Genomic DNA, 24564 nt, shown 5'->3' on the forward strand with positions numbered 1-24564 from the left:
TCACCTTGGCTCCTACAATTTCGTGGCACGCAGCCGGGACGCGTTTGCGATGACGCTCACCGACGACAGAGCCATGGCCGCCGCGGCGATGATCGGCGAGAGGAGAATGCCGAAGAACGGGTAGAGGATCCCCGCCGCCACCGGGACGCCAAGCGCATTGTAGATGAAGGCGAAGAACAGGTTCTGGCGGATGTTGCGCATCACTGCCTGCGACAGCCGCCGCGCCCGCACGATGCCGACAAGATCGCCCTTCAGCAGGGTGACGCCCGCGCTCTCCATCGCCACATCGGTCCCGGTGCCCATGGCAATGCCGACATCCGCGGCTGCCAGCGCCGGCGCATCATTGACCCCGTCGCCGGCCATCGCCACGACCTCGCCAGCCGCCTTGTGCCGCTGGACGACCTCGCTTTTCTGATCGGGCAGGACCTCCGCCTCCACCTCGTCGATGCCGAGTTGACGCGCCACGGCCTTTGCCGTCGTCCAGTTGTCGCCGGTGAGCATGACCACGCGGATGCCCTGTGCTTTCAGCGCCGCCAGCGCCTCCGGCGTCGATGCCTTGACCGGATCGGCGATTGCAAAGATCGCAGCAACCTGTCCGTCCACACCCATGAAGATCGCGGTCGCGCCGTCCTCGCGCAGCCTGTCCGCCTCCTCGGCCAGCGGCGCGACATCGACCCCCTGTTCGGCAAGGAACTTTGCATTGCCAAGCGGGATGCGCTTGCCTTCGACCACTCCTAGCGCGCCCTTGCCGGTGGGCGAGTCGAAATCCGCGACTGGCGCCGTTGTGATTCTGCGCTCCTCCGCCGCGCGCACAATGGCGAGGGCTAGTGGATGCTCGCTCGCCCGCTCCACGCTTGCGGCAAGGCGCAGCACCTCCTCCTCATTGAAGCCGGGCGCCGCAACGATGGCGGTGACGGCGGGTCGGCCCTCGGTGAGAGTACCGGTCTTGTCCACGATGATCGTGTTCACCTTCTCCATATGTTCTAGCGCCTCGGCGTTCTTGATCAGAACGCCATTTTGAGCGCCGCGCCCGACGCCGACCATGATGGACATTGGCGTCGCAAGGCCGAGAGCGCAGGGACAGGCGATGATGAGGACGGAAACGGCTGCGATAAGACCGAAGGAGAAGCGCGGCTCCGGGCCCCAGATCGACCAGGCGATGAAGGCAAGGACCGCGACGAGGATCACTGCCGGCACGAACCACCCCGATACCTGGTCGGCGAGGCGCTGGATGGGTGCGCGGCTGCGCTGCGCCTCGGCGACGAGCTGGACGATCTGCGAGAGCATGGTGTCCCGGCCGACCTTGCGCGCTTCAATCACCAGCGCGCCGGACTGGTTCATGGTGCCGCCGATCGCCCTCGAACCCACCTCCTTGGTCACCGGCATGGACTCGCCGGTCACCATCGACTCGTCGATGGCGCTGCGGCCTTCCAGGACTTCGCCGTCCACCGGCACCTTTTCGCCGGGCCGGACCCGTAGGCGGTCGCCGACATGAACGCCGTCGAGTTGAACCTCTTCCTCGGCGCCATCATCACGAATTAGCCGCGCGGTCTTGGGCGCGAGATCGAGTAGCGCCCGGATCGCGCCACTGGTGCTCTCGCGGGCGCGCAGCTCCAGCACCTGCCCGAGCAGTACCAGCACCGTGATGACCGCCGCAGCCTCGAAGTAGACCGCGACCGAGCCATCCGGTTGGCGGAAAGCATCCGGGAAAATGCCGGGCGCGAGCGTCGCCACCAGGCTGTAGACCCATGCTGCCCCTGTGCCCATGGCGATCAGGGTGAACATGTTGAGATTGCGCGTGACCAGAGATTGCCAGCCACGCTCGAAGAACGGCCATCCCGCCCAAAGGACGACGGGCGTCGCGAAGATCAGTTGCAGCCAATTGGAGGTGCGCTGGCCGATATAGTGGCTGAGCCCAAGAAAATGACCGCCCATCTCCAGGACAATTACCGGAATGGTCAGCGCCAGCCCTATCCAGAAGCGCCGCCGCATGTCGATCAGTTCAAGGTTGGGCTCAGCCTCGAGACTGACGAGCACCGGTTCCAGCCCCATTCCGCAGATGGGGCACGAACCCGGGCCGATCTGCCGGATCTCCGGGTGCATGGGGCAGGTGTAGACCGTCCCCTCGGGAACGGGCTCCGCCTTGGCCGCGGCGGCGGCCGGGTCGAGGTAGCGTTCAGGCTCGGTCAGGAACTTCGAGCGGCATCCCGCCGAGCAGAAGTAATAGGGTCGACCGGCGTGCTCTGCCTTGTGCTGCGTTGTGTGAGGATCGACCATCATGCCGCAGACCGGATCCTTCACCCGATGCGCTGTGTCGGCCGGAGCCGCAGCCGTGCCGTGTGGGTGCTCCGGTCCGTGATGGTGGCCCGAGTGGTCGGGGCCGTGTTCGTGATGATGTCCCGACCGGTGATGCTCGCCGCCGCGCGGTGAGTCATTGTCTTTTGAGGCACCCGCGGAGAGCTGGTGTTGGTCTTTGCTCATGTTGGCCATCATGTACCTCGTCCGGGAAGTGCCCGAGAATCGTCATTATTCAGCGTGCGCCTTCCCATCGCTGGAAGGTCAAGAGTAAATCGCAAGGCGGAAGCCGTTGCCGTGACGGTGACGAAGGACATTTCGCTCTTCCGGTTCTGCCTGCGCAGCGTTTCTGGACGTACCTTCGAATGTGTAGTGTCGATCTCGGCAGCGCCTTCCGCAATGCCAGGCAGTCTTCTGTCGGAGCCGCCGAAGCCTCGAGCTCCGGCGGCCGACATGCTTACTGCTGACCCGCGTTCTCCTCGACCCAGGCGGTCATCTCCTCGATCTCTTGGCGCTGAGAGTCGATGATCTCCTGTGCGAGCGCTTTCGACTGCTCGTCATCACCGTATTGGAGTTCGACCTCGGCCATGGCGCTGGCGCCCGTATGATGCGCGATCATCCCGCAGTGGAAGGCGAGATCGGGGTCTTTGATGGTGTGGGTGGCCATCATCGGGCCGTTCATCTCCATCATGGCCTGCATGGAGGCCTGTTGGGCCTCGTCCATGCCTTCCATGCTTCCCATCATGCCGGACATGTCCATACCCTGCATCATGTCTGGCGCCGCGGACTGCTGGATAGCATCCCGGCAGCCCTGTGGCAGGATCGACAGGTCTGCCATCTGGCCATGCTGGCCTGTCTGGCCGTGCTGCCCGTGCATCCCGCCTTCTTGCGCGAGGGCGGCGGGAGCAGCGAGCAGGACAGCCAAGATTGTGGCTACTTCGAATTTACGCATGAGAGTTCTCCTTTGATGTAATTGGCTCTGTTGGAATCAGGCGGCCATCTTCCGGCAGCTCTCGGCGCACCGGCGACAGGCATCGACGCATTCCTGCATATCGCCGATCTGTTCACAGCTCCGGGCGCACTCCTCGCAGACTTCTGCGCAGACTGTGCAGGTGCGTTTGTGAAGGTCGGTGCCCATCAGCATGAAGTTTGCCGCGGTCCGACAGATCTCGGCGCAGGCAATCATGAGACGGAAGTGACCTGGCTCGACGTGCTGGCCGCCTGCCTCCAGGCAGTGGTTCATGGCTGTGCTGAGGCAAACGCTGTGACAGCGCAGGCATTCGTCGATGCAGCTCTGCATTTCAGGGGACATCTGGTGCATTTGGATTCTCCAATTCGGAATTTTGGGGTTGAGAAGCGGCAAGCGCCGCGCCGACGCTCACTGCTGTCGGAGACGCATGGCGTCTGCCTCGGATCGACCGATCGCTTCCCCAGCCGTATCTGGTTCGGAGACACGCTGATGCCTTGTCTCAGGTCAGGCGTGATCTCGAGGGAAGACGATCAGATCAGACCAGATCACGGTCGTGGAGGACGACGTAGCCCGTCGGGACCAAGCCCGTTCAGGAGCGAGACAAGAACATGAGATTTAGCCCCTGCGCCCCATGGCCAATCCGGGCACGGAGACTCGCTTGGCAGCAGTGCCGACAGACAGGCTTCTCCGCAGCAGGCAGGAGTCGCATCCCCTGTGCCATGCTTTTCGCTGACCATCGATGGATGTGCGTGGCTTTGCTCCGACTCGGCAGCAGCGTCGTCCGCGACAGGCGGTGCTCCGGCAGTAGCATCGGTATGGACATGTATGTGTGGCAGAAGGCCTTGGGCAGCTACCGCATGGGTCAAGAACATGGCGACCGCCAGAAGCGTAACGATGTTCGAAAGCTTCTGCCAGACTGACGCAGCTTTCGCGCTGGCGGCTGGTCGTTCCATAGCGAGGCAACGACGATGGAGAAGACTTGTTCCAGCACAACCGGTAATGTGACTACTGGTGCCCGATACTAGTTCGCCTGGCGCAGCTCGGGCCTGCTGCAAGGGAAGACGTCACGGCGTGATCGGTCCAAGCGTCGGCAGAAAAGGTTAAATGGCAGACATGGCGCAGTCCTCTGATAATACTCAGCACAGCGGAAGCTCCGGCCGTCCGTACTTGATGTTCTGGATCAACATGGCTCTCGGCCTCTTGGTCATGTATGTCGTGATGTTCTCGATGATCGATGGGCTGCACGATTTCCGGAACAACCTCAACATGTTCTATATGGCGGTGACCATGTGGGCGCCGATGGGAATCTTCATGCTGGCCACGATGCCCGGCATGTTTCCAAGGAAGGCACTCAATATCGCTCTCCACGGCCTGTTTATCGCCCTGACGATTGCGTCTTTCGCCGCCACGCGCTCACAAACGCTGATCCACGACCGCCAATTCGTCGACTCGATGATCCCACATCACTCGGGCGCCATCCTCATGTGCCGAGAGGCGGCGCTGAGCGATCCAGAGTTGGTCGCTCTGTGCGAAGAGATCATCGAGGCGCAACGATCTGAAATCGAGCAAATGGAACAGATCCAAGAACGCCTCGATTGAATTGGCAGCGGCATAAGCAGGAGGATGGGGATAGGCATAGCGTGATGTCGGACGCCAACGAATTAGTCGAGGCCATCACCTGCGGGGGGCGGCGGAGGCATTGGGCCGACGGGGAGAAGCTGAGGATCGTGGTGACGCGCTGTGCTGCGACGATCCATCTCGCTCATCGAGTGGCGCTGATCCGTGCGTACTCGCGCGCCCAGAGAAGGTTGGACATCAGGCCCATTCCCTCCGCCAAACACTGCCGATTACCGCATATAATATCAAAAAAGCCACCGATCACCGCATGCCGCCAGCGCGATAAGTTTCCGCAAACTCACATTTTGGCCTGACATATCCTCATCGGACAAATATAGTATTAGTTTTCCGCGCAAGCATCGCTGCTTGTCTTGTGGGGGCCGATCTGGCTCATGTCGCACCTGTCCGGCGATGCGCCGGCATGTCAGACACAATGATTTGCTGTGTATGCGGATCAAAGCAGTAATAGATGCGCAGGCAACGGATTGGATCGCGTGTGTTTCCACCACTTTTGATGTGCCAATCAGCTGAGAACCTGCGGCCGTTCCAGTCGAAATCATAGGTGTCTGCACCACAGGAAGCGTTTTGAACGCCATCCATGATCGTCACATTGCTCATGTTGCCCCGACCGCCGTGAATCCTTTGATTCCGGCCGTCGGTGGCGAGCCATAGGAGGCAGCGAGCCGCCGTCTCAAAGTCCTGATAAAGCGGCTTGCGGGTACCGCGATGCGCGTTCGGTGTCAGCACCAAGCGACCGGCAAGGTTCTGATCGCTCCAGTCCGCAAGCTCGGACCAGCAGGACGGCAGACCGATGTCGTGGTCAGGATCGTTGCCTTTGGATGTCAGTTGATCAGTGAGGTGCTGAATCCGATGCGCGGATTTCTGTGCCTGAGATTCCGAGAGTTCAGCGCGCGCCCGCTCCTTCTCATATTCTGCGATGTAGTAATCCTGTTCCGAGCCCAGCGAAGCGACTTGCTTTTCAAGTGCAGCGATCCGGTCGTTTGCGGCGGCGAGTTGGTCACTGATGCTGGCATCCTCGTTACGAAGGTTTTGCTGGCGCAGTTGGAGGCTGGCATCCCGGATCGCCGCGAAGGACAACACATCGCGGCCGAGCTTCGTTCGCAGGACACTCTCCTGCGCGGCCAACTGCCGCATCCATCGAGTTGCCCGGGCGGCGGCGTCGGTCGTGTCCAGCTGATTGGCGAGAACGAGGCGATGTATGTAGGGGTCCGCATCATCGGAAAAGCCGGACAGATAAACACGCGCCGAGCCTCCGAAGACCGATTTGAACTTCCCGAACCGTTCAGTGAGCCGCCAGGTCGCCTTGGGGTGAAGCAGAGCTACATGTCCGATTCCCAGCATGGCGCGGCTGAGAGCAGCTGTGTCGAGCGTCGGGTGATCGGCCTGTCCGTTCTCGGCTAGGGTCACAACGAAAATGGGCAGTTGCCGGGACGGGTCGATCAGATAGCCGATCAGGTCTTCGGCGTCTGTCTCGGTCTCATAGACCGTCGGCGCGACCGAGAGCAGTTTCTGGCTGCTGATCAGTCTGCAATTCTCGACAACCTGCTGTATGAAACCCGGTGTATGCGGCTCGATCTGCAGATCGGCCTCGGGCGTGCTAACCAGCAATCGCGCGCTGAACTTGGCGGGTTGGTCGGGCAGAAGACCGACGACGACTTCTGTGGTCCATACTCGTTCGGCGACGTTCTTGTCAGGGTCGTCAGCGCGGGTGGCCCAGAGATCGGACGTACCGGACTGGAGGCGAACGCAACTGCTGTTCCGCCCGCCCGACAGGTAGTCAAAGGACTTGCGCGCCCAAGCCTCGGGCGGCAGCTGACCACCACAGCGCCGCTGCGCCCATCTGAGAACTTCGCCAATGGCAGCGTTGGCAACGGCGGCGGGATCGTCACCCGGAATCCATCCGGCGACGCGCAGCACTTCATGCTCGCGCACGACGCGCGGCATGCGGCTTGCCAAGGACGATAAGGCGTCAGTCATGCTTTTGGTCATGCCGCCGTCTTTGCAGTTAGCTTCGAATCTAAATAATTCTGTTTTGGCTTCTAATCTATATACTTTAGAGCTTTATAGCGTAGACGTATTTCTCCGTTTCTTCGGCTTCGGCACGCCATGCTTTTTACGCCATTCCAGAGGTCGAGCTTGCCCGTCATCGCCACCGCGGCCTGGTCAATTCCACGAACCGTCGCCGCTGCCTTTCCCGAGGAGGGAAGCGGTCTTGCGCGGTATGCGGCGGTCTTCGATGGGGTGGAGGTCAACTCGACCTTCTATCGCCGCCACAAGGCATCGACCTTTGAACGATGGGCCGAAGCCACGCCCGATGGCTTCCGGTTTGCCGTCAAGATCCCGAAGGCGATCACGCACGAGCGCGCGATGGAGGACATCCGCGAGCCCTTCGCGACCTTCCTTCAGGACATCGCGGCGCTGGGCGGCAAGCGGGGCCCGTTGCTGTGCCAGCTGCCGCCGTCCCTGCGGTTCGACCCCGAACGGTTCGAGGCCGCTTTCGATACGATGCGCGACCTTGACCAAGGGCCGCTGGTGATCGAGGTGCGGCACAGGTGCTGGGCATCCGCACAGGCGCTCGCATTGCTGGAGCGGTATTCGATCGACCGGGTGCTCGCCGATCCGGCGCTGGTCTGGCCCGCTTCCGATTTCCGGCAGGCGCCCCGCTATGTCCGTTTGCACGGCAAGCCGAAGGTCTACTATTCCAGCTATTCCGATGCGGAGCTCGCCGCGTTTTCGCGGCTCCTGGGTCCCGAGAGCTGGTGCGTCTTCGACAACACCGCTTCCGGCGCCGCGATCGAGAACGCCTTGGCGATGCTTGGAAGGCGCTGACCTGCCGGCGCTGCCGCCGGCGGTCGCGCCGGCTTTATCAGCAGGGTGGAATAGCGCGCCGGTCTGGTGTATGGAGCCGCAGTCCCGGCAATCCGGGTCTTTGCGGGCGCGCGGCGCCCGCCTGTGACGTGAGTGGGTGCGAAGATGACGACGAAATGGTCCCCGAATTCCTGGAGAGAAAAGCCGATCAGCCAGGTTCCGGCCTATCCCGATGCGGATGCGCTGGCCGAGACCGAGCGTCAGCTTTCGACCTATCCGCCGCTCGTTTTTGCAGGTGAGGCGCGCAAGCTCACCCGCCAGCTTGCTGCCGTCGCCAATGGCGAGGCGTTCCTGCTTCAGGGCGGCGACTGCGCCGAGAGCTTCGCCGAGCACGGCGCCGACAACATCCGCGACTTCTTCCGCGTCTTCCTGCAGATGGCGGTGGTGCTGACCTATGCCGGCGCCAAGCCCGTGGTGAAGGTCGGGCGCATCGCCGGCCAGTTCGCCAAGCCGCGCTCGTCCGATAGCGAGACCAAGGACGGCATGACGCTGCCGAGCTATCGCGGCGACATCATCAACGGCATCGAGTTCGACGAAACCTCGCGCGTGCCGGACCCGGCGCGCCAGCGCATGGCCTACCGCCAGTCGGCGGCGACGCTCAACCTCCTGCGCGCCTTCGCGCAGGGCGGCTATGCCAGCCTTGAGAACGTCCACAAATGGATGCTCGGCTTCGTCGCCGACAGCCCGCAGGCCGAGCGCTACGAGGCGCTCGCCTCGCGCATCACCGAGACCATCGACTTCATGCGCGCCGTCGGCATCACCTCCGACACGCATGCGGCGATCCGCGAGACGGATTTCTACACCAGCCACGAGGCGCTGCTGCTCGGCTACGAGGAGGCGCTGACGCGCGTCGACTCCACCTCCGGCGACTGGTACGCCACCTCCGGCCACATGATCTGGATCGGCGACCGTACCCGCCAGCCCGACCACGCGCATATCGAGTACTGCCGCGGCATCAGGAACCCGCTCGGCTTGAAATGCGGCCCCTCGCTGGAGCCGGACGGGCTGATCCGCCTGATCGACCTGCTCAACCCCGAGAACGAGCCGGGCCGGCTGACGCTGATCGCCCGCTTCGGCGCGGAAAAGGTCGGGGAGCACCTGCCGAAGCTGATTCGCGCGGTCGAGAAGGAAGGGCGCAAGGTCGTCTGGTCGTGCGACCCGATGCACGGCAACACGATCACGGCGGCCGGCTACAAGACCCGTCCGTTCGACCGCATTCTCAGGGAGGTGCAGGCGTTCTTCGAGGTGCACCGGGCCGAAGGCACGCATCCGGGCGGCATCCATGTCGAGATGACGGGCAAGAACGTCACCGAATGCACCGGCGGCGCGCGCGCCATCCGCGACGAGGAGCTGCAGGACCGCTACCACACCCATTGCGACCCGCGCCTCAACGCCGATCAGGCGGTGGAGCTGGCCTTCCTCGTCTCGGACCTCCTGAAGAAGAGCAAGGCCGGCGAGCCGCAGAAGAAGGCGGCCAACGGCTAGCTGTGGAGCCTCAAGAGGTTGTCGCCGGTTAGATGGAGGCGACTGATTGGTGGTTTGGACTTTAGGCTGCCATGCGGGCGATGCCAATTGTAGCGGTGGAGCCAGATCGGCAGTTCAGCGGCACGGTGGCGTGATGTCGGATAGGCCACGGCATAGGCCCACTCGCGCAAGGCGGTCTGGATGAAGCGCTCGGCCTTGCCGTTTGTGCGCGGCGTGTAGGGCCTGGTTCGGATGTGCTTGAGGCCGAATTCGCGGCAAGCGCGCGCGAAAGCCTTCGAGCGATAGCACGAGCCGTTGTCGGTCATGACGCGAGTGACGGTGATTCCGAGGCTGGCGTAGTAGGCGACTGCCGCCGTGAGGAAGGCGACGGCGCTTTGCTTCTTCTCGTCGGGCAGGATCTGGCTGAAGGCGATGCGCGAGGCATCGTCGATGGCGACATGGACGAACTCCCAGCCGATGCCGCGACTGTTGGACTGGCCGCGCCGATCGCCGGTGATGCGATGGCCGACGCGGTCGAACCGGCCGAGTTTCTTGATGTCGATATGGATCATCTCGCCGGGATGGGCACGTTCGTAGCGCCTGACCGGCGCGGCCGGCTCGATGTCCTTGAGCCGCGACAGCTCGGCGCGCCTGAGCACCCGGCTGACGGTGGCCGGCGAGACGCCAACCTCATGGGCAATGTGCTTGCCGGTCCAGCGCAGCCGACGCAGCACCACAATACGCTCGGCGATCGACGCCGCGGTGGCCTGCGGCATATGGGCGGGCCGCGAGGATCGGTCGCCCATGCCGGACCGCCCTTCCGCCTTGTAGCGCTCCACCCAGCGCGCCACGATCTTCGCCGACACGCCATAGGTCCGTGCCGCATGGGCTTGGGAAAGACGCCCCTCAATCACCGACAGCGCCATCTCCTCTCGACGCAACGGCGTCAGGCGGGCATTCTTGTGGATGTTCATTCGGACCCTCCGGTGGATGCTGAAGCTTGGTAACTCCAGTCTCCCCGGTCCGGTCCGAATGGACAACCTCCCGAAAGCTCACAGCTAGAGCAATTCCAGCAAAAGTGCGAAGCGGTTTTGCGTCCGGAATTGTGTAAAGACAAAGAGATAGATCGTTTCACCGTTTCCGTGAAACGGTGAAACGATCTAGGACACCTGCTCGCGGGCAGGCGAGGGCGCGGGAGCGATCCCGCGCCCTTTTTGTTTGCCGCGGCGCCGGGCGGTGTCGCATCCTGTCGCGCGCGGCGCGGCAGGTCCTGCCAGTGTCGCTCGCGGCGATCAAAAGGGAGGCGGCGAATGAACGGGACGCACACCGGCGCATGCCTTTGCGGCGCGGTCCGCTTCACGGCGCGCGGGCCGCTGCGCGGCGTGGTCTATTGCCATTGCTCGCAATGCCGGCGGCAGACGGGCCATCATTGCGCCGCCACCAATGTGCGGGACGAGGACCTCGACGTGGAGGGCGCGCGGAACCTGACCTGATATAGGGCGTCGGGCACCGCGCGGCGCGGCTTCTGCGCGACATGCGGCTCGGCGCTGTTCTGGAAGGGCGACGGGCTCGACCGCACCTCGATCATGGCCGGCAGCTTCGACCGGCCGTCCGGCCTGAAGGGCGGGATGCACATCTTCGCCGCCGACAAGGGCGACTATTACGACATCACTGACGGCCTGCCGCAGTTCGAGGGATGGGGCGGCGGCATCGGGCCGGCCGAGGAATAGCCGGCCTTGCCGCCGCGCGGCTTCATGGCCCGCGGGAGGCAATTCGCCGCTCCCCGCCGCGCATTTCCGCGCTTGGCTGGACGGCGGCGATGGCCCATGATCGCGCCCTGCCCATGGAGGTCCTCGATGCCGACTTTTGCCGAAATCCGCGCCCGGGCCGAAGAGCGCAAGGGCGGCGCCGGCGTCCTCGCCACGCTTCTGGGACCAAAGCCCGACAACGCCGCGCTCGCCGCATTGCCGGACGCCCGCGTGCTCGCGGCGATGGCGCAGCGCATCTTCGCCGCCGGCTTCGTCTGGAGCGTCATCGAGAGCAAGTGGCCGGGCTTCGAGGAAGCCTTCCTCGGCTTCGAGCCGAAGCGGCTCACGTTCCAGCCCGACGATTTCTGGCACGATCTCGCCGCCGACAAGCGCATCGTGCGCAATCCGCAGAACATCCGCGCCGTGCGCGACAACGCCGCCTTCGTCGCCCGCGTCTCGGACGAGCATGGCTCCTTCGGCCGGTTCCTCGCGACGTGGCCGGCCGACGACCAGATCGGCCTCACCGCGTGGCTGGCCAGGAACGGCAGCCGGCTCGGCGGCCATACCGGGCCGTTCCTCTTGCGCTCGCTCGGCTGGGACGCGTTCATCCTGTGGAGCGACGTGGTCGCCGCCCTGCGCGACGCCGGCATCGACATCGCGAAGAACCCGACCTCGAAGAAGGATCTGGCGAAGGCGCAGGCGCAGATCAACGCATGGGCCGAGGAAACCGGCCTGCCGCGCGCCCACATCTCGCGCATCCTCGCCATGTCCATCGGCGAGAATCGCGTCAGCGGCGAGACGCCGGATTAGGCCGGATTGCCCGGGCGAGGGACGTCGAGCGAGGCTTCCAGCCGCGCCAGCCGTTCCGACATCGCGATCACTTCCGCGTGCACGGCGACGATCTCGCGATGGCGCAGCGCGTCCATCTTCTCGTGCAGCGCCATGATCTCGATCTCGGCCTTGAGGTTCACCTCGTAGTCGTGCGCGGCGTCGGTGCGGTCGCGCGCCGCCTGTCTGTTCTGCGACATCATGATGACCGGAGCCTGGATGGCCGCCAGCATCGACAGCACCAGATTGAGGAAGATGAACGGGTAGGGGTCGAACGCGTCTGCCGCCAGCAGCCAGACATTGACCAGCGCCCACAGCACGAGGAACGCGAGGAAGCTGAGGATAAAGCCCCATGAGCCGCCGACGCGGGCGATGGCGTCGGCGAGGCGCTCGCCCACCCCGGCCTTGTCGGCCATGTGCCGGTTCAAGTCCCGCGCCACCGGCTGGCGGTCCAGCGCGCTTTGCAGCACCCGCTGCTCCGCCTCGCCGAGCTTGGCCTCCGGCAGCCAGCGGGAGGCAAGTTCCTCGACCGTCTTGTTCATCGCGACCTCCCGCAAGACATGGCGCTTTCCGGGCACGCTCGGCGGGCGCCCGCGGATCGCATCTTTCCGCGCGCCTTCGCCGGGCGCAAGGGGCCGGCCAACGCCATTGCCGCCAGGCCATGGCCGCGCTACACGCATGACATGACGAACATCGCCCCCGATACCTTTCGCATCGCTGTCGCCCAGCTGAACCCGGTGGTCGGTGACGTCGCCGGCAACCTTGCCCTGGCGCGGCAGGCGCGCGCCGACGCCGCCCGCGCCGGCGCGGACCTCGTGCTGTTCACCGAGCTGTTCATCGCCGGCTACCCGCCCGAAGACCTGGTGCTGAAGCCGGCCTTCGTCGCCGCCTGCGCGCGCGCGGTCGAGGAGCTTGCCGTCGACACCGCCGACGGCGGGCCGGGCGTCGTCGTCGGCACGCCGCTCCGGCGCGACAGCGGCCTGCACAATTCGCTCGTCGTGCTCGACGGCGGCGCGGTCGTCGCCGAGCGCCACAAGCTCGACCTGCCCAATTACGGCGAGTTCGACGAGAAGCGCGTGTTCCAGCCGGGGCCGCACATGCCGGGGCCGGTGAATTTCCGCGGCGTGCGCCTCGGCCTGCCGATCTGCGAGGACATCTGGGGCGAACTCGGCGTGTGCGAGACGCTGGCCGAGAGCGGCGCCGAAATCCTGCTCGTGCCCAACGGCTCGCCCTATTATCGCGGCAAGCTTGACCAGCGCCAGCAGGTCGTCATCCGCCAGACGATCGAAAGCGGCCTGCCTATCGTTTATGCCAACCAGCTCGGCGGGCAGGACGAGCTTGTCTTCGACGGCGCGTCCTTCGCGATCAACGCCGACAGGACGCTCGCCTTCCAGATGCCGCAGTTCGAGGCGGCCTGCGCGCTCACCACATGGCGCAGGAGCGGCGAGGGGAGGTGGGCGTGCATCGACGGGCCGCTCGCCGCCATTCCCGAGCGCGAGGAGGCCGACTACAGCGCCTGCATGCTCGGCCTGCGCGACTATGTCGACAAGAACGGCTTTCGCGACGTGGTGCTCGGTTTTTCCGGCGGCATCGATTCCGCGATCTGCGCCACCATCGCCGTCGATGCGCTGGGGCCGGAGCGGGTGCGCTGCGTGATGATGCCTTATCGCTACACCTCGGCCGACTCGCTGAAGGACGCCGAGGACTGCGCCCGCGCGCTTCGTGTGCGCTACGACACGGTGCCGATCTTCGAGCCGGTCGACGGCTTCGTCGAGGCGCTGGCGCCGCATTTCGGCGGCGCGGTCGAGGGCGTGACGGCCGAGAACCTGCAATCGCGCGCCCGCGGCACCATCCTGATGGCGATCTCCAACCGTTTCGGCTCGATGGTGGTGACGACCGGCAACAAGAGCGAGATGTCGGTCGGCTACGCCACGCTCTACGGCGACATGAACGGCGGCTTCAACCCGATCAAGGACCTCTACAAGATGCAGGTCTACGCGCTCGCGCGCTGGCGCAACGGCGCGGTGCCGTCCGGCGCGCTCGGCCCGTCCGGTCTGGTCATCCCGCAGAACATCATCGACAAGGCGCCCTCCGCCGAACTGCGCCCCGACCAGACCGACCAGGATTCGCTGCCGCCGTATCCGGTGCTCGACGACATCCTCGAATGCCTGGTCGAGGGCGAGATGGGCGTCGACGCCATCGTCGCCCGCGGCCACGACCGCGACACCGTCCACCGCGTCGAGCATCTGCTCTACGTCGCCGAGTACAAGCGCCGGCAGGCCGCGCCCGGCGTCAAGATCACGAAAAAGAACTTCGGCCGCGACCGCCGCTATCCGATCACCAACCGCTTCCGGGACAGGACATGACCCAGAAGGGACCGACATGAGCGTCACCGTCCGCTTCGCGCCGTCGCCCACGGGGCATATCCATATCGGCAACGCCCGCACGGCGCTGTTCAACTGGCTCTACGCGCAAAAGCATGGCGGGCGCTTCATCCTGCGCTTCGACGACACCGACGTCGCCCGCTCCAAGGCCGAGTATGCCGACCAGATCCAGCTCGACCTCCACTGGCTCGGCGTCCACCCGGACGTCACCGTCCACCAGTCGGCCCGCTTCGCCACCTATGACGCGGCTGTCGAGCGGCTGAAGGCAGCGGGGCTGCTCTATCCGTGCTGGGAAACCGCCGAGGAGCTGGAGCGCAAGCGCAAGATCAGGCTGTCGCACCGCCTGCCGCCGGTTTACGGCCGCGAGGCGCTGAAGCTGACGGCGAGCGAGAAGGCGGCCTACGAGGCGGAAGGGCGTAAGCCGCACTGGCGCTTCCTCCTGCCCAACTTCATCGGCGACCCGTTCGCGCCCGCGCGCACCGAAATCCACTGGGACGACGTGGTGCGCGGCCCCCAGACGGTCGATCTCGCCTCGATGTCGGACCCGGTGCTGGTGCGCGAGGACGGAACCTATCTCTACACGCTGCCCTCGGTGGTCGACGACATCGAGCTCGGCGTCAGCCACGTCATCCGCGGCGACGACCATGTCACCAACACCGGCGCGCAGATCGCGCTGTTCAAGGCGCTGGGCGCGAAGCCCCCGGCCTTCGGCCACCACAATCTTCTGACCACGGTGTCGGGCGAGGGCCTGTCGAAGCGCACCGGCGCGCTGTCGATCCTCAGCCTTGCCGAGGACGGCATCGAGCCGATGGCGGTGGCCTCGCTCGCCGTGCTGATCGGCACCTCGGAGAGCGTCTCGGCCGTGGCATCGATGGAGGCGCTGGCGGCGCTGTTCGATCCGGCCGCGACCTCGAAATCGGCGGCGAAGTTCGATCCGGCTGAGCTGATGACGCTGAATCGCGCGCTGGTCCACGCCATGCCCTTCGCCGATGTCGCCGCCCGGCTGTCGGCGCTGGGCATCGAGGGCGACGAGGCCGAGGCGTTCTGGCTCACTGTCCGCGGTAATCTCGAGCGGGTGGCGGACGCCGCGCCATGGTGGCGCATCGTCCGCGACGGGCCCCAGGAGAGGCCGGCATTCTCGCCCGAGGACGCTGCCTTCCTCGACGCGGCCTTCGACGCGCTGCCGCCGGAGCCGTGGGACCACGAGACATGGAAGCTGTGGACCGGACGGCTGAAGGAAACGACCGGCCGCAAGGGCAGGGCGCTGTTCATGCCGCTGCGCCTCGCCCTCACCGGGCGCGAGCAGGGTCCTGAGCTTGCAGATCTATTGCCTCTTCTGGGCCGGGAAGGAACGCTGGCCCGACGACCCTGACCTGTCTTTCGCCGGGCTTCCCGCCGGCTTTCGAATCCGGCTTCGTCGGCGGCGGCGTCGCCAGCCGCTTCAGTCCCTCGGCATCGAGCCCGCCCTCGCGCGTCGACAGGGTTTCGGGGTCTTCGGCCGCGTCGGGCTTGATCGAAGGCAGCGGTATCGCCGCCGTCGTCGTCTCGCTCTCCACCGCGCCTTCGCCTTCGGTGAGGCTCGCCGGCCCGTTGGCGGCGTAGTCGCCGCCGATGGTCTCGAATCCTTGGGCGCCCTGCGCCGCCGCGCCGCAGCCGCAGGCGGCCGGCACGGAAGCGCCCGGCTTGCGGTAGAGGAAGGCGTTCTCCAGCTCGCGATAGGGCCGGCCGGTGGAGGCCGAGACCATGTCTTCCGAATCCTCGCCCGAGACGCGGTGATAGTGCAGCTCGACCTGCGTTCCGGGGCACATCGCCTCGCAGGCCTTGCCGTCGCGCTCGAACGCGCCCGACGACACCGACCAAGACACCGGGAAGTAATAGCCGTCGCAGGTGCGTACGCACAGGGTGCGGAAGCTGCCGGCAAGGCCGCCGATGCGTGAGGCAGAGCCGCGCTCGATCACCGCCCGCTCGCGCGGCCCGGCGCTGGCCTCCTGCGGCTCACTGTGCTTCGGCGCGCGGCAGCCATTGGCATCGAGCGCGGCCATGATGCGCGCGCGCTCGCGCCGGCTGTCGCGGCCCGAGAGCTGCGTCCGCTTGCGCTGGAGTTCGGAAAGGTTCTTGTCCATGCGCGCCAGCGTGGCGTTGATCTCGCCGCAGAACGAGACCATGCGCCCGGTCACGGAAAAGCCGCAGCCGGCCTGCCGCGCCTGCGCGCGCGCCCTGGCCATCTGGTCGCGCTGTCGGGTAATGGCGTCGTCGTAACGCCGCGCATGGGCGGGCGAGGCCTTCCCGCCGCCCGGGAGCGAGGCGAGCTGCGCCTCCAGCTGCCGGCACAGGCGCGTGCCCGCCTGGGCAAGCGCCGCGTCCGGCGCGAGGACCGCAAGCAGCAGCCCCGCGGCGAAAGCCCGCCGCGCCGCGCCGCTGATGCCGAAAAGACGGTTGCCCCTTGTCATGACCGAGCGATAGCACGGCCGGGTTAACCGTTTGTTTAGGCTGTTTCGTTCTCCGTCTCCACCCTTGCCGCCGCCTCGACCACGGCGAGCGCGGTCATGTTGACGACGCCGCGCGAGGTGACGGAAGGGGTGAGGATATGCGCCGGCCGCGCCGTGCCGAGCAGGATCGGCCCGACATGCAGCGCCTCGGTCAGCGTCTTGATCGTCGTCAGCGCAATGTTGGCGGCGTCGAGCGTCGGGAAGACGAGGAGGTTCGCCTCGCCCTCCAGCGTCGAATGCGGATAGACGCGCTGGCGCAACAGCGGCGACAGCGCCGCGTCGCCGTGCATCTCACCGTCGGCCTCGAGGTCGGGCGCGATCTCGCGCAGGAGCGCCGCCGCCTCGCGCATCTTCAGCGCGGACGGCGTGTCGTGCGAGCCGAAATTGGAATGCGACAACAGCGCCGCCTTCGGCGTCAGGCCGAAAAGCCTGATCTGCTCGGCGGCGAGGATCGTCGCCTCGGCGATCTCGGCCGCGGTCGGGTCGAGCGTGACGTAGGTGTCGGTCAGGAACACGACGCCGCGCTGCGAGATCAGCATCGACAGCGAGGACAGCTCCTCCACCGCCTCGCGCCGGCCGATGATCAGGTCGACATTGCGCAGATGGCGGTCGTAGCGGCCTTCGAGCCCGCACAGCATGGCGTCGGCCTCGCCGCGCATCATGGCGAGCGCCGCGATCACCGTCGTGTTGGTGCGCACCATGGTGCGCGCCGCCTCGGTGGTGACGCCGCGCCGCCCGGCGAGCTGGACGAGGAGGTCGACATAGTCGCGATAGCGCGGGTCGTCCTCGGGGTTGACGATCTCGAAGTCGGCGCCGGGCCTGATCTTCAAGCCATAGCGCCTGAGGCGCGTCTCGATGACGTGCGGCCGGCCGATCAGGATCGGCGCGGCGATGCCTTCCTCCAGCACGACCTGCGCGGCGCGCAGCACGCGCTCGTCCTCGCCGTCGGCATAGACGACGCGCTTGGAGGCGGCGTTGCGGGCCGCCGAGAACACCGGCTTCATGATAAGGCCGGAGCGGAATACGAAGCGGTTCAGCCGGTCGATATAGGCCGCCATGTCCTCGATCGGCCGCGTGGCGACGCCGCTTTCCATCGCCGCGCGGGCGACGGCCGGCGCGATACGCAGGATCAGCCGCGGGTCGAAGGGCGAGGGGATGAGGAAGTCCGGCCCGAACATCGGCGTCTCGCCGGAATAGGCGCGCGCCGCCACGTCCGACGGCTCCTCGCGGGCCAGCGCGGCGATGGCGCGCACGGCCGCGATCTTCATGTCCTCATTGATCGCCGTGGCGCCGACGTCGAGCGCGCCGCGGAAGATGTAGGGAAAGCAGATGACGTTGTTGACCTGGTTGGGAAAATCCGAGCGCCCGGTGCAGATCATCGCGTCCGGCCGCGCCTCGCGGGCTATCGCCGGCATGATCTCCGGCGTCGGGTTGGCGAGCGCCAGCACGAGCGGCTTCTGCGCCATGTCGGCGAGAAGGTCGGGTTTCAGCACGCCGCCCGCCGACAGGCCGAGGAAGACGTCGGCGCCGCCGATCACGTCGGCCAGCGTGCGCGCATCGGTTTCCTTGAGGTAGGGTTCCTTCCAGCGGTCCATCTCCTCGACGCGGCCGTGATAGGCGACGCCGTGGCGGTCGGTGATCCAGATGTTCTCGGGTCTCGCGCCGAGCGAGACGAGGAGGTTGAGGCACGCGAGCGCCGCCGCGCCCGCGCCCGAAGTGACGATCTTGACGTCGCCGATCGCCTTGCCGGCGAGCTCCAGCCCGTTGAGCACGGCGGCGGCGACGATGATGGCGGTGCCGTGCTGGTCGTCGTGAAAGACGGGGATCTTCATCCGCGCCTTCAGCTGCTCCTCGATCTCGAAGCATTCCGGCGCCTTGATGTCCTCGAGGTTGATGCCGCCGAAGGTCGGCTCCAGCGCCGCCACGGTCGAGACCATCAGGTCGATCTCGCCGGCCTCGACCTCGATGTCGAACACGTCGATGCCGGCGAACTTCTTGAACAGCACCGCCTTGCCTTCCATCACCGGCTTGGAGGCGAGCGCGCCGATATTGCCGAGGCCGAGGACGGCGGTGCCGTTGGAGATGACGGCGACGAGGTTGGCGCGCGCCGTGTAGTGGGCGGCCGTCGCGGGGTCCTCGTGGATGGCGAGGCAGGGAGCGGCGACGCCCGGCGAATAGGCGAGAGCGAGGTCACGCTGGTTGCCGAGCGGCTTCGTCGCCCTGATCTCCAGCTTTCCGGGCGCGGGATAGCGGTGGTAGAAGAGCGCCCCCTCGTCGAGATCGGACGCCGCCTGCGTGGTGCCCTCTGCGCTCATGGTCATTCCTCCTCCGCCTCTTGCCTTTACCCGCTTCTAGCGCATGTCGCCCGAAAGTGGGACCCGGTTTTCGGGATAAAGACATGCGCGAAAACAGGAAGCCGGAGCGCGGGGAATGCGGGAAGGAAACGGCCCGCTTCCTTGTTTCGGCCCCGACATTCGACTATAGGCCGCGACGATCGCATCGAGCGCCAGAAGGTCCGAATTGCGCATGTTCCTTGCTCATCTTTCCGGCCTGCCGCGGCTTCAGAACGTGTCGCCGCGCGCCGTCCTCGCCTGCGCGCTGCTATTCGTCGCCGGGATGGCGCTGCTCGGCAGCCTGAAGATCGCCGGCGCGTTCTACGTGCTGTCGCTCCTTCTCGGCCTCTACCTCCTGTGGCGGCTTCCGCGCGTGCGGATCGTCATGCCGCCGGCGGTACGGCTGTATCTCGGCTTCTATTTCTGCTTCGTCGCGCTGGTCCTTGCCCATATCGCCGTGCTCTCGGTGCCGACCAGCAGCATCGACCAGGTCTCGCGCATCGGGCTCGGCTTGCTCAACGGCTTCATCTTCCTCGTCCTGTTCGGTTTCTCGCGCGAGCGGCTGTTCGACTTCGCCGTGCTGGTCGCGGCGGCGCATGCCGGCGTCGCCATCGCCGTCGCGCTCTATCAGGGACTGGATTTCTCGACATTCGGCCTCGCCGACGACCGCGCCAGCGGCGTCACCAACGCCATCCCCTTTTCGGAGATGCTGATGACCTCCGTCGGGCTGGTGGCGATCGCGCTCGCCGCGCGCATCGAGGCGCATCGCAGCCTGCCCGCTTTGATGCTGCTGGCGCTGGTCGTCGGGCTCGGGCTGTTCGCGGTCTTCCTGACGGGCACGCGCGGCACGCTGCTCGGCTTCCTGCTGCTGTTCCCGCTGATGATGGTCGCGCTGGCCGGCCGCATCGCGCCGTGGCCGGCCACGGCCTTCGCCGTCCTCGCGCTCGCCGCGATGCTGCTGGCCGGCAACGTCCTGTTCCAGCGCGATCCCGGGATGGTGACGATGCTGAGCGATTTCATCGGCGGAGCCGGCCTCGACGCCTATCGGACCGATTCCGTCGGCATCCGGCTGCAAATGTGGGTCGTCGCCCTCGAGATGATCCGGGACGCGCCGCTTCTCGGGCAGGGGATCGACTCCTATTCCGAAGTGCTCCGCCGGCCCGAGTTGGGGGTGCCTGCCGATTCGGTCCTGTTCCAGTACAGCAACGTCCACAACCAGTATCTCGACATGGCGATGAAGACGGGCCTCGTGGGCGCAGTGCTGTTCTTCGCGCCGCTGGTTATCGCGCTCGTCACCGGCCTGCGGCTGGGTCTCGACCCGGAGCGGCGCGTGTGGGGCCGCGCGATCCTGTGGGTCGGCGGCTCCTACGCGATCTACGGGCTGACGCAGACCTTCTACGGCCACGCCTCCACCACCTTGCAGTACGGCGTCTATCTCGGCCTGCTGATGTGGCTCGCGCCCGGCGGAAGCTACGGCAACATCCTGCGCGAGCCCGAAGCGGAGGCGTGACGGCGGGGGCGCTCGCCTCAGCGCGCCACCACGATGTGCCTCTGCTCGCCCAGCCCGTCGATGCCGAGCCGCACCTCGTCGCCCGCGCGCAGGAATTGCGGCGGCGTCATGCCGAGGCCGACGCCGGGCGGCGTCCCGGTGGCGATCACGTCTCCCGGCTCCAGCACCATGAAGCGCGACAGGTAGGAGACGAGGAAGGCGACGGGGAAGATCATCGTCGCGGTGCTGCCGGTCTGGCGGTGCGCGCCGTTGACGTCGAGGAACATCGACAGCGCCTGCGGATCGGGGATCTCGTCTGCGGTGGCGATGAACGGGCCGAGCGGCCCGAAGGTCGGCGCGCTCTTGCCCTTGATCCACTGGCCGCCGCGCTCCTTCTGGTACTCGCGCTCGGAGACGTCGTTGCACAGCGTGTAGCCCAGCACGTGCGAAAGCGCCTCGGCTTCCTCGACATAGTCGCAGCGCTTGCCGATCACCACCGCGAGCTCGACCTCCCAGTCGAGCTTCTGCGAGCCGCGCGGCAGCAGGATGTCGTCGGTCGGGCCGCAGAGCGAGCTCGGGGCCTTGGAGAACACCACCGGCTCGTCGGGAACCTTCGCCCCCGTCTCGGCCGCATGCTCGGCATAGTTGAGGCCGATGGCCACGAAATGGCCGACGCGCCTGAGCGGCGCGCCGAGGCGCACGTTCTGCGGCGCGGCGGGCAGGGCGGAGAGATCGGCGGCGCGGATCGCCGCCAGCAGGTCCGGCGTCAGCGTCTCGGGCGAGAAATCACTGATGAGGGACGACACGTCGCGGACCGTCCCGTCCGCGTCGATCACGCCCGGTCTTTCCTCGCCTGCCTTGCCGTATCGAACAAGCTTCACGGTTGGTCTCCTTCGCATGCGGGCGGCGGATGTGCCGCTCCGGTCGTCATCTTCCGGTCATCCCCAAAGGGCGCTCTCGGGCGGGTGGACCGTCGATCCCTCGTAGCGCAGCGCCGGCTGGCGGTCGCGCGCCAGGAGCAGCGGCCCGTCGAGATCGACGAAATCGGCGCCCTGCGCCAGGAGCACCGCCGGCGCCATGGCCAGCGAGGTGCCGACCATGCAGCCGACCATCACCTTGAAGCCGAGCGCGCGGGCGCGCTCGCTGAGCACGAGCGCCGCCGTCAGCCCGCCGGCCTTGTCGAGCTTGATGTTGACGGCGTCGTAGAGACCGGTGAGCCGGTCGAGGTCGTGCGCCGTGTGGACGCTCTCGTCGGCGCAGACCGGGACGGTGCGGGCGATGCCGCGCAGCGCCTCGTCCTGCCCCGCCGGCAGCGGCTGCTCGATCAGCGCCACCCGGCAGCGCGCGGCGATATCGAGATGGCGGGCGAGGTTCTCTTCGCTCCAGCCCTCGTTGGCGTCGAGGATGATGCGGCTCCGCGGCGCGGCCTCGGCCACCGCCCGGATGCGGCTCTCGTCGTCCTCCGTCCCGACCTTGACCTTGAGCAGCGGCCGCGACGCCTGCGCGCGCGCCTGCGCCGCCATCGCCTCGGGCGTGCCGAGCGTGATCGTGTAGGCCGTCTCCAGCGGCCGCGGCGGCAGGGGCGAGATGCGCCCGGCGACCCGGCCCGCGCCGCTTTTCGCTTCGAGGTCCCACAGCGCGCAGTCGATCGCGTTGCGCGCCGCGCCGGGCTCCATCGCGTCCAGAAGCGCCTCGCGCGTCATCCCGCGCCCGCTCGCCTCGCGCATCGCCTCGATCTCGGCGCGCACGCTGTCGAGCGTCTCGCCGTAGCGCGCATAGGGAACGCATTCCCCGCGCCCCGCGTTCTCGCCCTCGCTGACGGTGCAGGTCAGCACCGCGGCCTCGGTCTTCGAGCCGCGCGAGATCGTGAAGGCGGCCGCGAGCGGAAATCGCTCCTCGTCGATGGAAAGGGTGCGCCCCATGAAGGATTCCCGTGTTGCTGGCCCCCGCGCCTTGCGAAGGGCGCGGCGCGTTCGACAGTGACTGTCCGAGTCGCTATTAATCGTCCGATGTTGAGCAAAGAACGCACGGAAGCAAGGGGAACGGCGAAGGCCGGGCACGACCGCGCGCCCGCCATCGCTGTCGAGCGGGCGGACGGCGGCAAGGTCGTGACGCTTTCCGGCGTCTGGATCACGCGCTCGGTCTATCTCGTCGATGCCGGCGTGCGCGCCGTCGAGGCGGAGGCGGACGCCGGCGCGACCGTCATCGACATTTCGGCGGTGACGCGCATCGACACAGCCGGGGCCTGGCTCGTCGAGCGCCTGGCCGCGTCGCTGCGCGCCGCCGGCGCGTCCGTCGAGATACGCGGCGCCTCGCCCGCCGCGCAGATCCTGCTGCCGGCCGTGCGACCCGCGCTCGAAAAGGAGCCGCAGGAGACGAAAAAGCCCGGCTTCTTCGTCACCCGTTGGCTCGAATCGCTGGGGCGCTCGACAGAGAACGCCTGGAAGGATTTCCTCTACGCGATGGACATCCTCGGCGCGGCGATCCGCGGCGCGCAGATGAAGCTCGGGCGCGGTCACGCGGTCAACCCGGCCGCCATCTTCCACCAGATCGACCGCATGGGCATCGGGGCGATCCCCGTCGTCGTCCTCATCTCCGCCATCGTCGGGGCCATCGTCGCCCAGCAGGGCGCCTACCAGCTGCGCTGGTTCGGGGCGGAGATCTTCATCGTCGATCTCGTCGGCATCCTGTCGCTGCGCGAGCTCGGCGTGCTTCTGACGGCGATCATGGTCGCCGGCCGCTCCGGCAGCGCCATCACCGCCGAGATCGGCTCGATGAAGATGCGCGAGGAGATCGACGCGCTGAAGGTGATCGGGCTGAACCCGATCGGCGTCCTGGTGTTCCCGCGCCTCGTCGCGCTGGTCGTCGCCGTTCCCTGCCTCACCGTCATCGCCAACGCCGCCTCGCTCGGCGGCGGGCTGCTGGTGAGCTGGGCCTATTCGGGCATCGCGCCGGAGACCTTCATCGACCGCCTGCATGCCGGCATCGACCTTTCCACCATCTTCGCCGGCCTTATCAAGGCCCCTTTCATGGCTATCGTCATCGGCATCGTCGCCTCGGTCGAAGGCATGAAGGTGGAAGGCAGCGCCGAATCGCTCGGCCGCCACGTCACCGCTTCGGTGGTGAAGTCCATCTTCGTCGTCATCGTGCTCGACGGGCTGTTTGCCATGTTCTACGTGGCGATCGATTTCTAGGGCGGGCATGACGGGCAACGGCACAACCATGGAACGGGCCTCTCCCGACACGGCCCCCGGCAACGGGGCGAGCGGCGAGGAGATCGTGCTGTCGGTGCGCGACGTCACCGTCGCCTTCGGCGAGAAGGTGGTGCTCGACCACCTGTCGCTCGACGTCTACCGCGGCGAGATCCTCGGCTTCGTCGGCGCGTCCGGCACCGGCAAGTCGGTGCTGCTGCGTACGGTGCTCGGCCTGACGCCGAAGCGGGGCGGCACCATCCACATCTTCGGCCACGACGTCGAGCGCCTCGACGACGGCGATCGGATGCTGGTCGACATGCGGCTCGGCGTCCTGTTCCAGCACGGCGCGCTGTTCTCGGCCCTGACGGTCAAGGAGAACATCCAGGTGCCGATGCGCGAGTATCTCGACCTGCCGCAGGCGCTGATGGACGAGCTCGCCCTGCTCAAGCTCGAGCTGGTCGGCCTGCCGTTCGACGCCGCCGACAAGCTGCCGTGGCAGCTTTCCGGCGGCATGATCAAGCGGGCGGGGCTGGCGCGGGCGCTGGCGCTCGACCCCGACATCGTCTTCCTCGACGAGCCGACCTCGGGTCTCGACCCGATCGGCGCGGCCGAATTCGACGATCTGGTGGCGAAGCTGCGCGACACGATGGGGCTGACCGTCTACATGGTGACGCACGATCTCGACAGCCTGTTCTCCGTCTGCGACCGCATCGCGGTCCTCGGCGGCAAGAAGGTGCTGGTCGAAGGTTCGATCGAGGACATGATGCAGGTCGAGGAACCGTGGGTGAAATCTTACTTTCGCGGCAAGCGGGCGCGGCGGATCGTTCCTCCGTCCGCAAGAGTTGAAGATTAGGGTAAGGACGG

At 66.6% G+C, this 24564-nt stretch carries 19 protein-coding genes and 1 pseudogene; 10 read left to right on the plus strand and 10 right to left on the minus strand.

Going from position 1 to position 24564, the window contains the following annotated elements:
- Window positions 1–12: 12 nt before the first annotated feature.
- The 3 genes from M9945_RS10235 to M9945_RS10245 form a co-directional block, all read right to left on the minus strand.
- Window positions 13–2493 carry a heavy metal translocating P-type ATPase gene (locus tag M9945_RS10235; protein WP_367944412.1) on the minus strand — a complete coding sequence of 827 codons (2481 nt, stop codon included), beginning with the start codon at window positions 2491–2493 and terminating at the stop codon, window positions 13–15.
- 259 nt (window positions 2494–2752) lie between these two features.
- A complete protein-coding gene (locus tag M9945_RS10240) occupies window positions 2753–3247 on the minus strand; it encodes a DUF305 domain-containing protein (protein WP_367944413.1) in 495 nt (164 codons plus the stop codon).
- Window positions 3248–3283: 36 nt separating this feature from the next.
- The gene (locus M9945_RS10245; protein WP_209336170.1) at window positions 3284–3616 is read right to left on the minus strand and encodes a four-helix bundle copper-binding protein; all 333 of its coding nucleotides are present in this window, start codon (window positions 3614–3616) and stop codon (window positions 3284–3286) included.
- Between the two features lie 762 nt (window positions 3617–4378).
- Here M9945_RS10245 and M9945_RS10250 point away from each other — a divergent pair.
- On the plus strand, window positions 4379–4864 hold the full coding sequence (locus tag M9945_RS10250; RefSeq protein WP_367944811.1) for a DUF305 domain-containing protein: 486 nt from the start codon (window positions 4379–4381) through the stop codon (window positions 4862–4864).
- Between the two features lie 408 nt (window positions 4865–5272).
- On the opposite strand, the gene M9945_RS10255 is transcribed toward M9945_RS10250, so the two are convergent.
- Window positions 5273–6892 carry a hypothetical protein gene (locus M9945_RS10255; protein ID WP_367944414.1) on the minus strand — a complete coding sequence of 540 codons (1620 nt, stop codon included), beginning with the start codon at window positions 6890–6892 and terminating at the stop codon, window positions 5273–5275.
- Between the two features lie 147 nt (window positions 6893–7039).
- Between M9945_RS10255 and M9945_RS10260 the strand changes: the two genes are divergently transcribed.
- Together M9945_RS10260 and M9945_RS10265 are read left to right on the plus strand one after the other, a co-directional pair.
- Entirely contained in the window at window positions 7040–7732 is a 693-nt protein-coding gene (locus M9945_RS10260; RefSeq protein ID WP_367944415.1) for a DUF72 domain-containing protein, read from the plus strand.
- Window positions 7733–7876: 144 nt separating this feature from the next.
- Window positions 7877–9256, plus strand: a complete 1380-nt coding sequence (locus tag M9945_RS10265) for a class II 3-deoxy-7-phosphoheptulonate synthase (protein ID WP_367944416.1) — start codon at window positions 7877–7879, stop codon at window positions 9254–9256.
- On the opposite strand, the gene M9945_RS10270 is transcribed toward M9945_RS10265, so the two are convergent.
- Entirely contained in the window at window positions 9253–10209 is a 957-nt protein-coding gene (locus tag M9945_RS10270) for an IS481 family transposase (RefSeq protein ID WP_367942948.1), read from the minus strand. The genes M9945_RS10265 and M9945_RS10270 overlap by 4 nt on opposite strands.
- Before the next feature lie 336 nt (window positions 10210–10545).
- On the opposite strand from M9945_RS10270, the pseudogene M9945_RS10275 reads away from it, so the two are divergent.
- Window positions 10546–10965 (plus strand): annotated as a pseudogene (locus M9945_RS10275) (GFA family protein).
- Between the two features lie 126 nt (window positions 10966–11091).
- Entirely contained in the window at window positions 11092–11793 is a 702-nt protein-coding gene (locus M9945_RS10280) for a DNA-3-methyladenine glycosylase I (RefSeq protein WP_367944417.1), read from the plus strand.
- Here M9945_RS10280 and M9945_RS10285 read toward each other — a convergent pair.
- A complete protein-coding gene (locus M9945_RS10285) occupies window positions 11790–12353 on the minus strand; it encodes a DUF1003 domain-containing protein (RefSeq protein WP_367944418.1) in 564 nt (187 codons plus the stop codon). The genes M9945_RS10280 and M9945_RS10285 overlap by 4 nt on opposite strands.
- Window positions 12354–12494: 141 nt before the next feature.
- On the opposite strand from M9945_RS10285, the gene M9945_RS10290 reads away from it, so the two are divergent.
- The gene (locus M9945_RS10290; RefSeq protein WP_367944419.1) at window positions 12495–14177 is read left to right on the plus strand and encodes an NAD+ synthase; all 1683 of its coding nucleotides are present in this window, start codon (window positions 12495–12497) and stop codon (window positions 14175–14177) included.
- A gap of 16 nt (window positions 14178–14193) precedes the next feature.
- Complete coding sequence (gltX, locus tag M9945_RS10295) at window positions 14194–15567, plus strand: glutamate--tRNA ligase (protein WP_367944420.1); 1374 nt, start codon at window positions 14194–14196, stop codon at window positions 15565–15567.
- Here the strand turns inward: gltX and M9945_RS10300 are convergent.
- Together M9945_RS10300 and M9945_RS10305 are read right to left on the minus strand one after the other, a co-directional pair.
- Window positions 15485–16645 carry a DUF2865 domain-containing protein gene (locus M9945_RS10300; RefSeq protein WP_367944421.1) on the minus strand — a complete coding sequence of 387 codons (1161 nt, stop codon included), beginning with the start codon at window positions 16643–16645 and terminating at the stop codon, window positions 15485–15487. The two genes, gltX and M9945_RS10300, sit on opposite strands and share 83 nt — an antisense overlap.
- Window positions 16646–16680: 35 nt before the next feature.
- Window positions 16681–18999: an NADP-dependent malic enzyme gene (locus M9945_RS10305; RefSeq protein ID WP_367944422.1), complete on the minus strand. Its 2319-nt coding sequence runs from the start codon at window positions 18997–18999 to the stop codon at window positions 16681–16683.
- Between the two features lie 211 nt (window positions 19000–19210).
- Here M9945_RS10305 and M9945_RS10310 point away from each other — a divergent pair, with 211 nt between their 5' ends.
- Window positions 19211–20527 carry an O-antigen ligase family protein gene (locus M9945_RS10310; RefSeq protein ID WP_367944423.1) on the plus strand — a complete coding sequence of 439 codons (1317 nt, stop codon included), beginning with the start codon at window positions 19211–19213 and terminating at the stop codon, window positions 20525–20527.
- Window positions 20528–20544: 17 nt separating this feature from the next.
- Here M9945_RS10310 and M9945_RS10315 read toward each other — a convergent pair whose 3' ends face one another.
- Complete coding sequence (locus M9945_RS10315) at window positions 20545–21387, minus strand: fumarylacetoacetate hydrolase family protein (protein WP_367944424.1); 843 nt, start codon at window positions 21385–21387, stop codon at window positions 20545–20547.
- A 57-nt stretch (window positions 21388–21444) separates the two neighbouring features.
- The gene (gene dgcA, locus M9945_RS10320; protein ID WP_367944425.1) at window positions 21445–22428 is read right to left on the minus strand and encodes an N-acetyl-D-Glu racemase DgcA; all 984 of its coding nucleotides are present in this window, start codon (window positions 22426–22428) and stop codon (window positions 21445–21447) included.
- 87 nt (window positions 22429–22515) lie between these two features.
- Here dgcA and M9945_RS10325 point away from each other — a divergent pair, with 87 nt between their 5' ends.
- Both M9945_RS10325 and M9945_RS10330 read left to right on the plus strand, forming a co-directional pair.
- Window positions 22516–23700, plus strand: a complete 1185-nt coding sequence (locus M9945_RS10325) for an MlaE family lipid ABC transporter permease subunit (protein ID WP_367944426.1) — start codon at window positions 22516–22518, stop codon at window positions 23698–23700.
- A gap of 28 nt (window positions 23701–23728) precedes the next feature.
- On the plus strand, window positions 23729–24553 hold the full coding sequence (locus M9945_RS10330) for an ABC transporter ATP-binding protein (protein WP_367931537.1): 825 nt from the start codon (window positions 23729–23731) through the stop codon (window positions 24551–24553).
- The last annotated feature ends 11 nt before the right edge of the window (window positions 24554–24564 follow it).

The organism is Aquamicrobium sp. (assembly GCF_023954335.1).
GTDB lineage: Bacteria > Pseudomonadota > Alphaproteobacteria > Rhizobiales > Rhizobiaceae > Aerobium.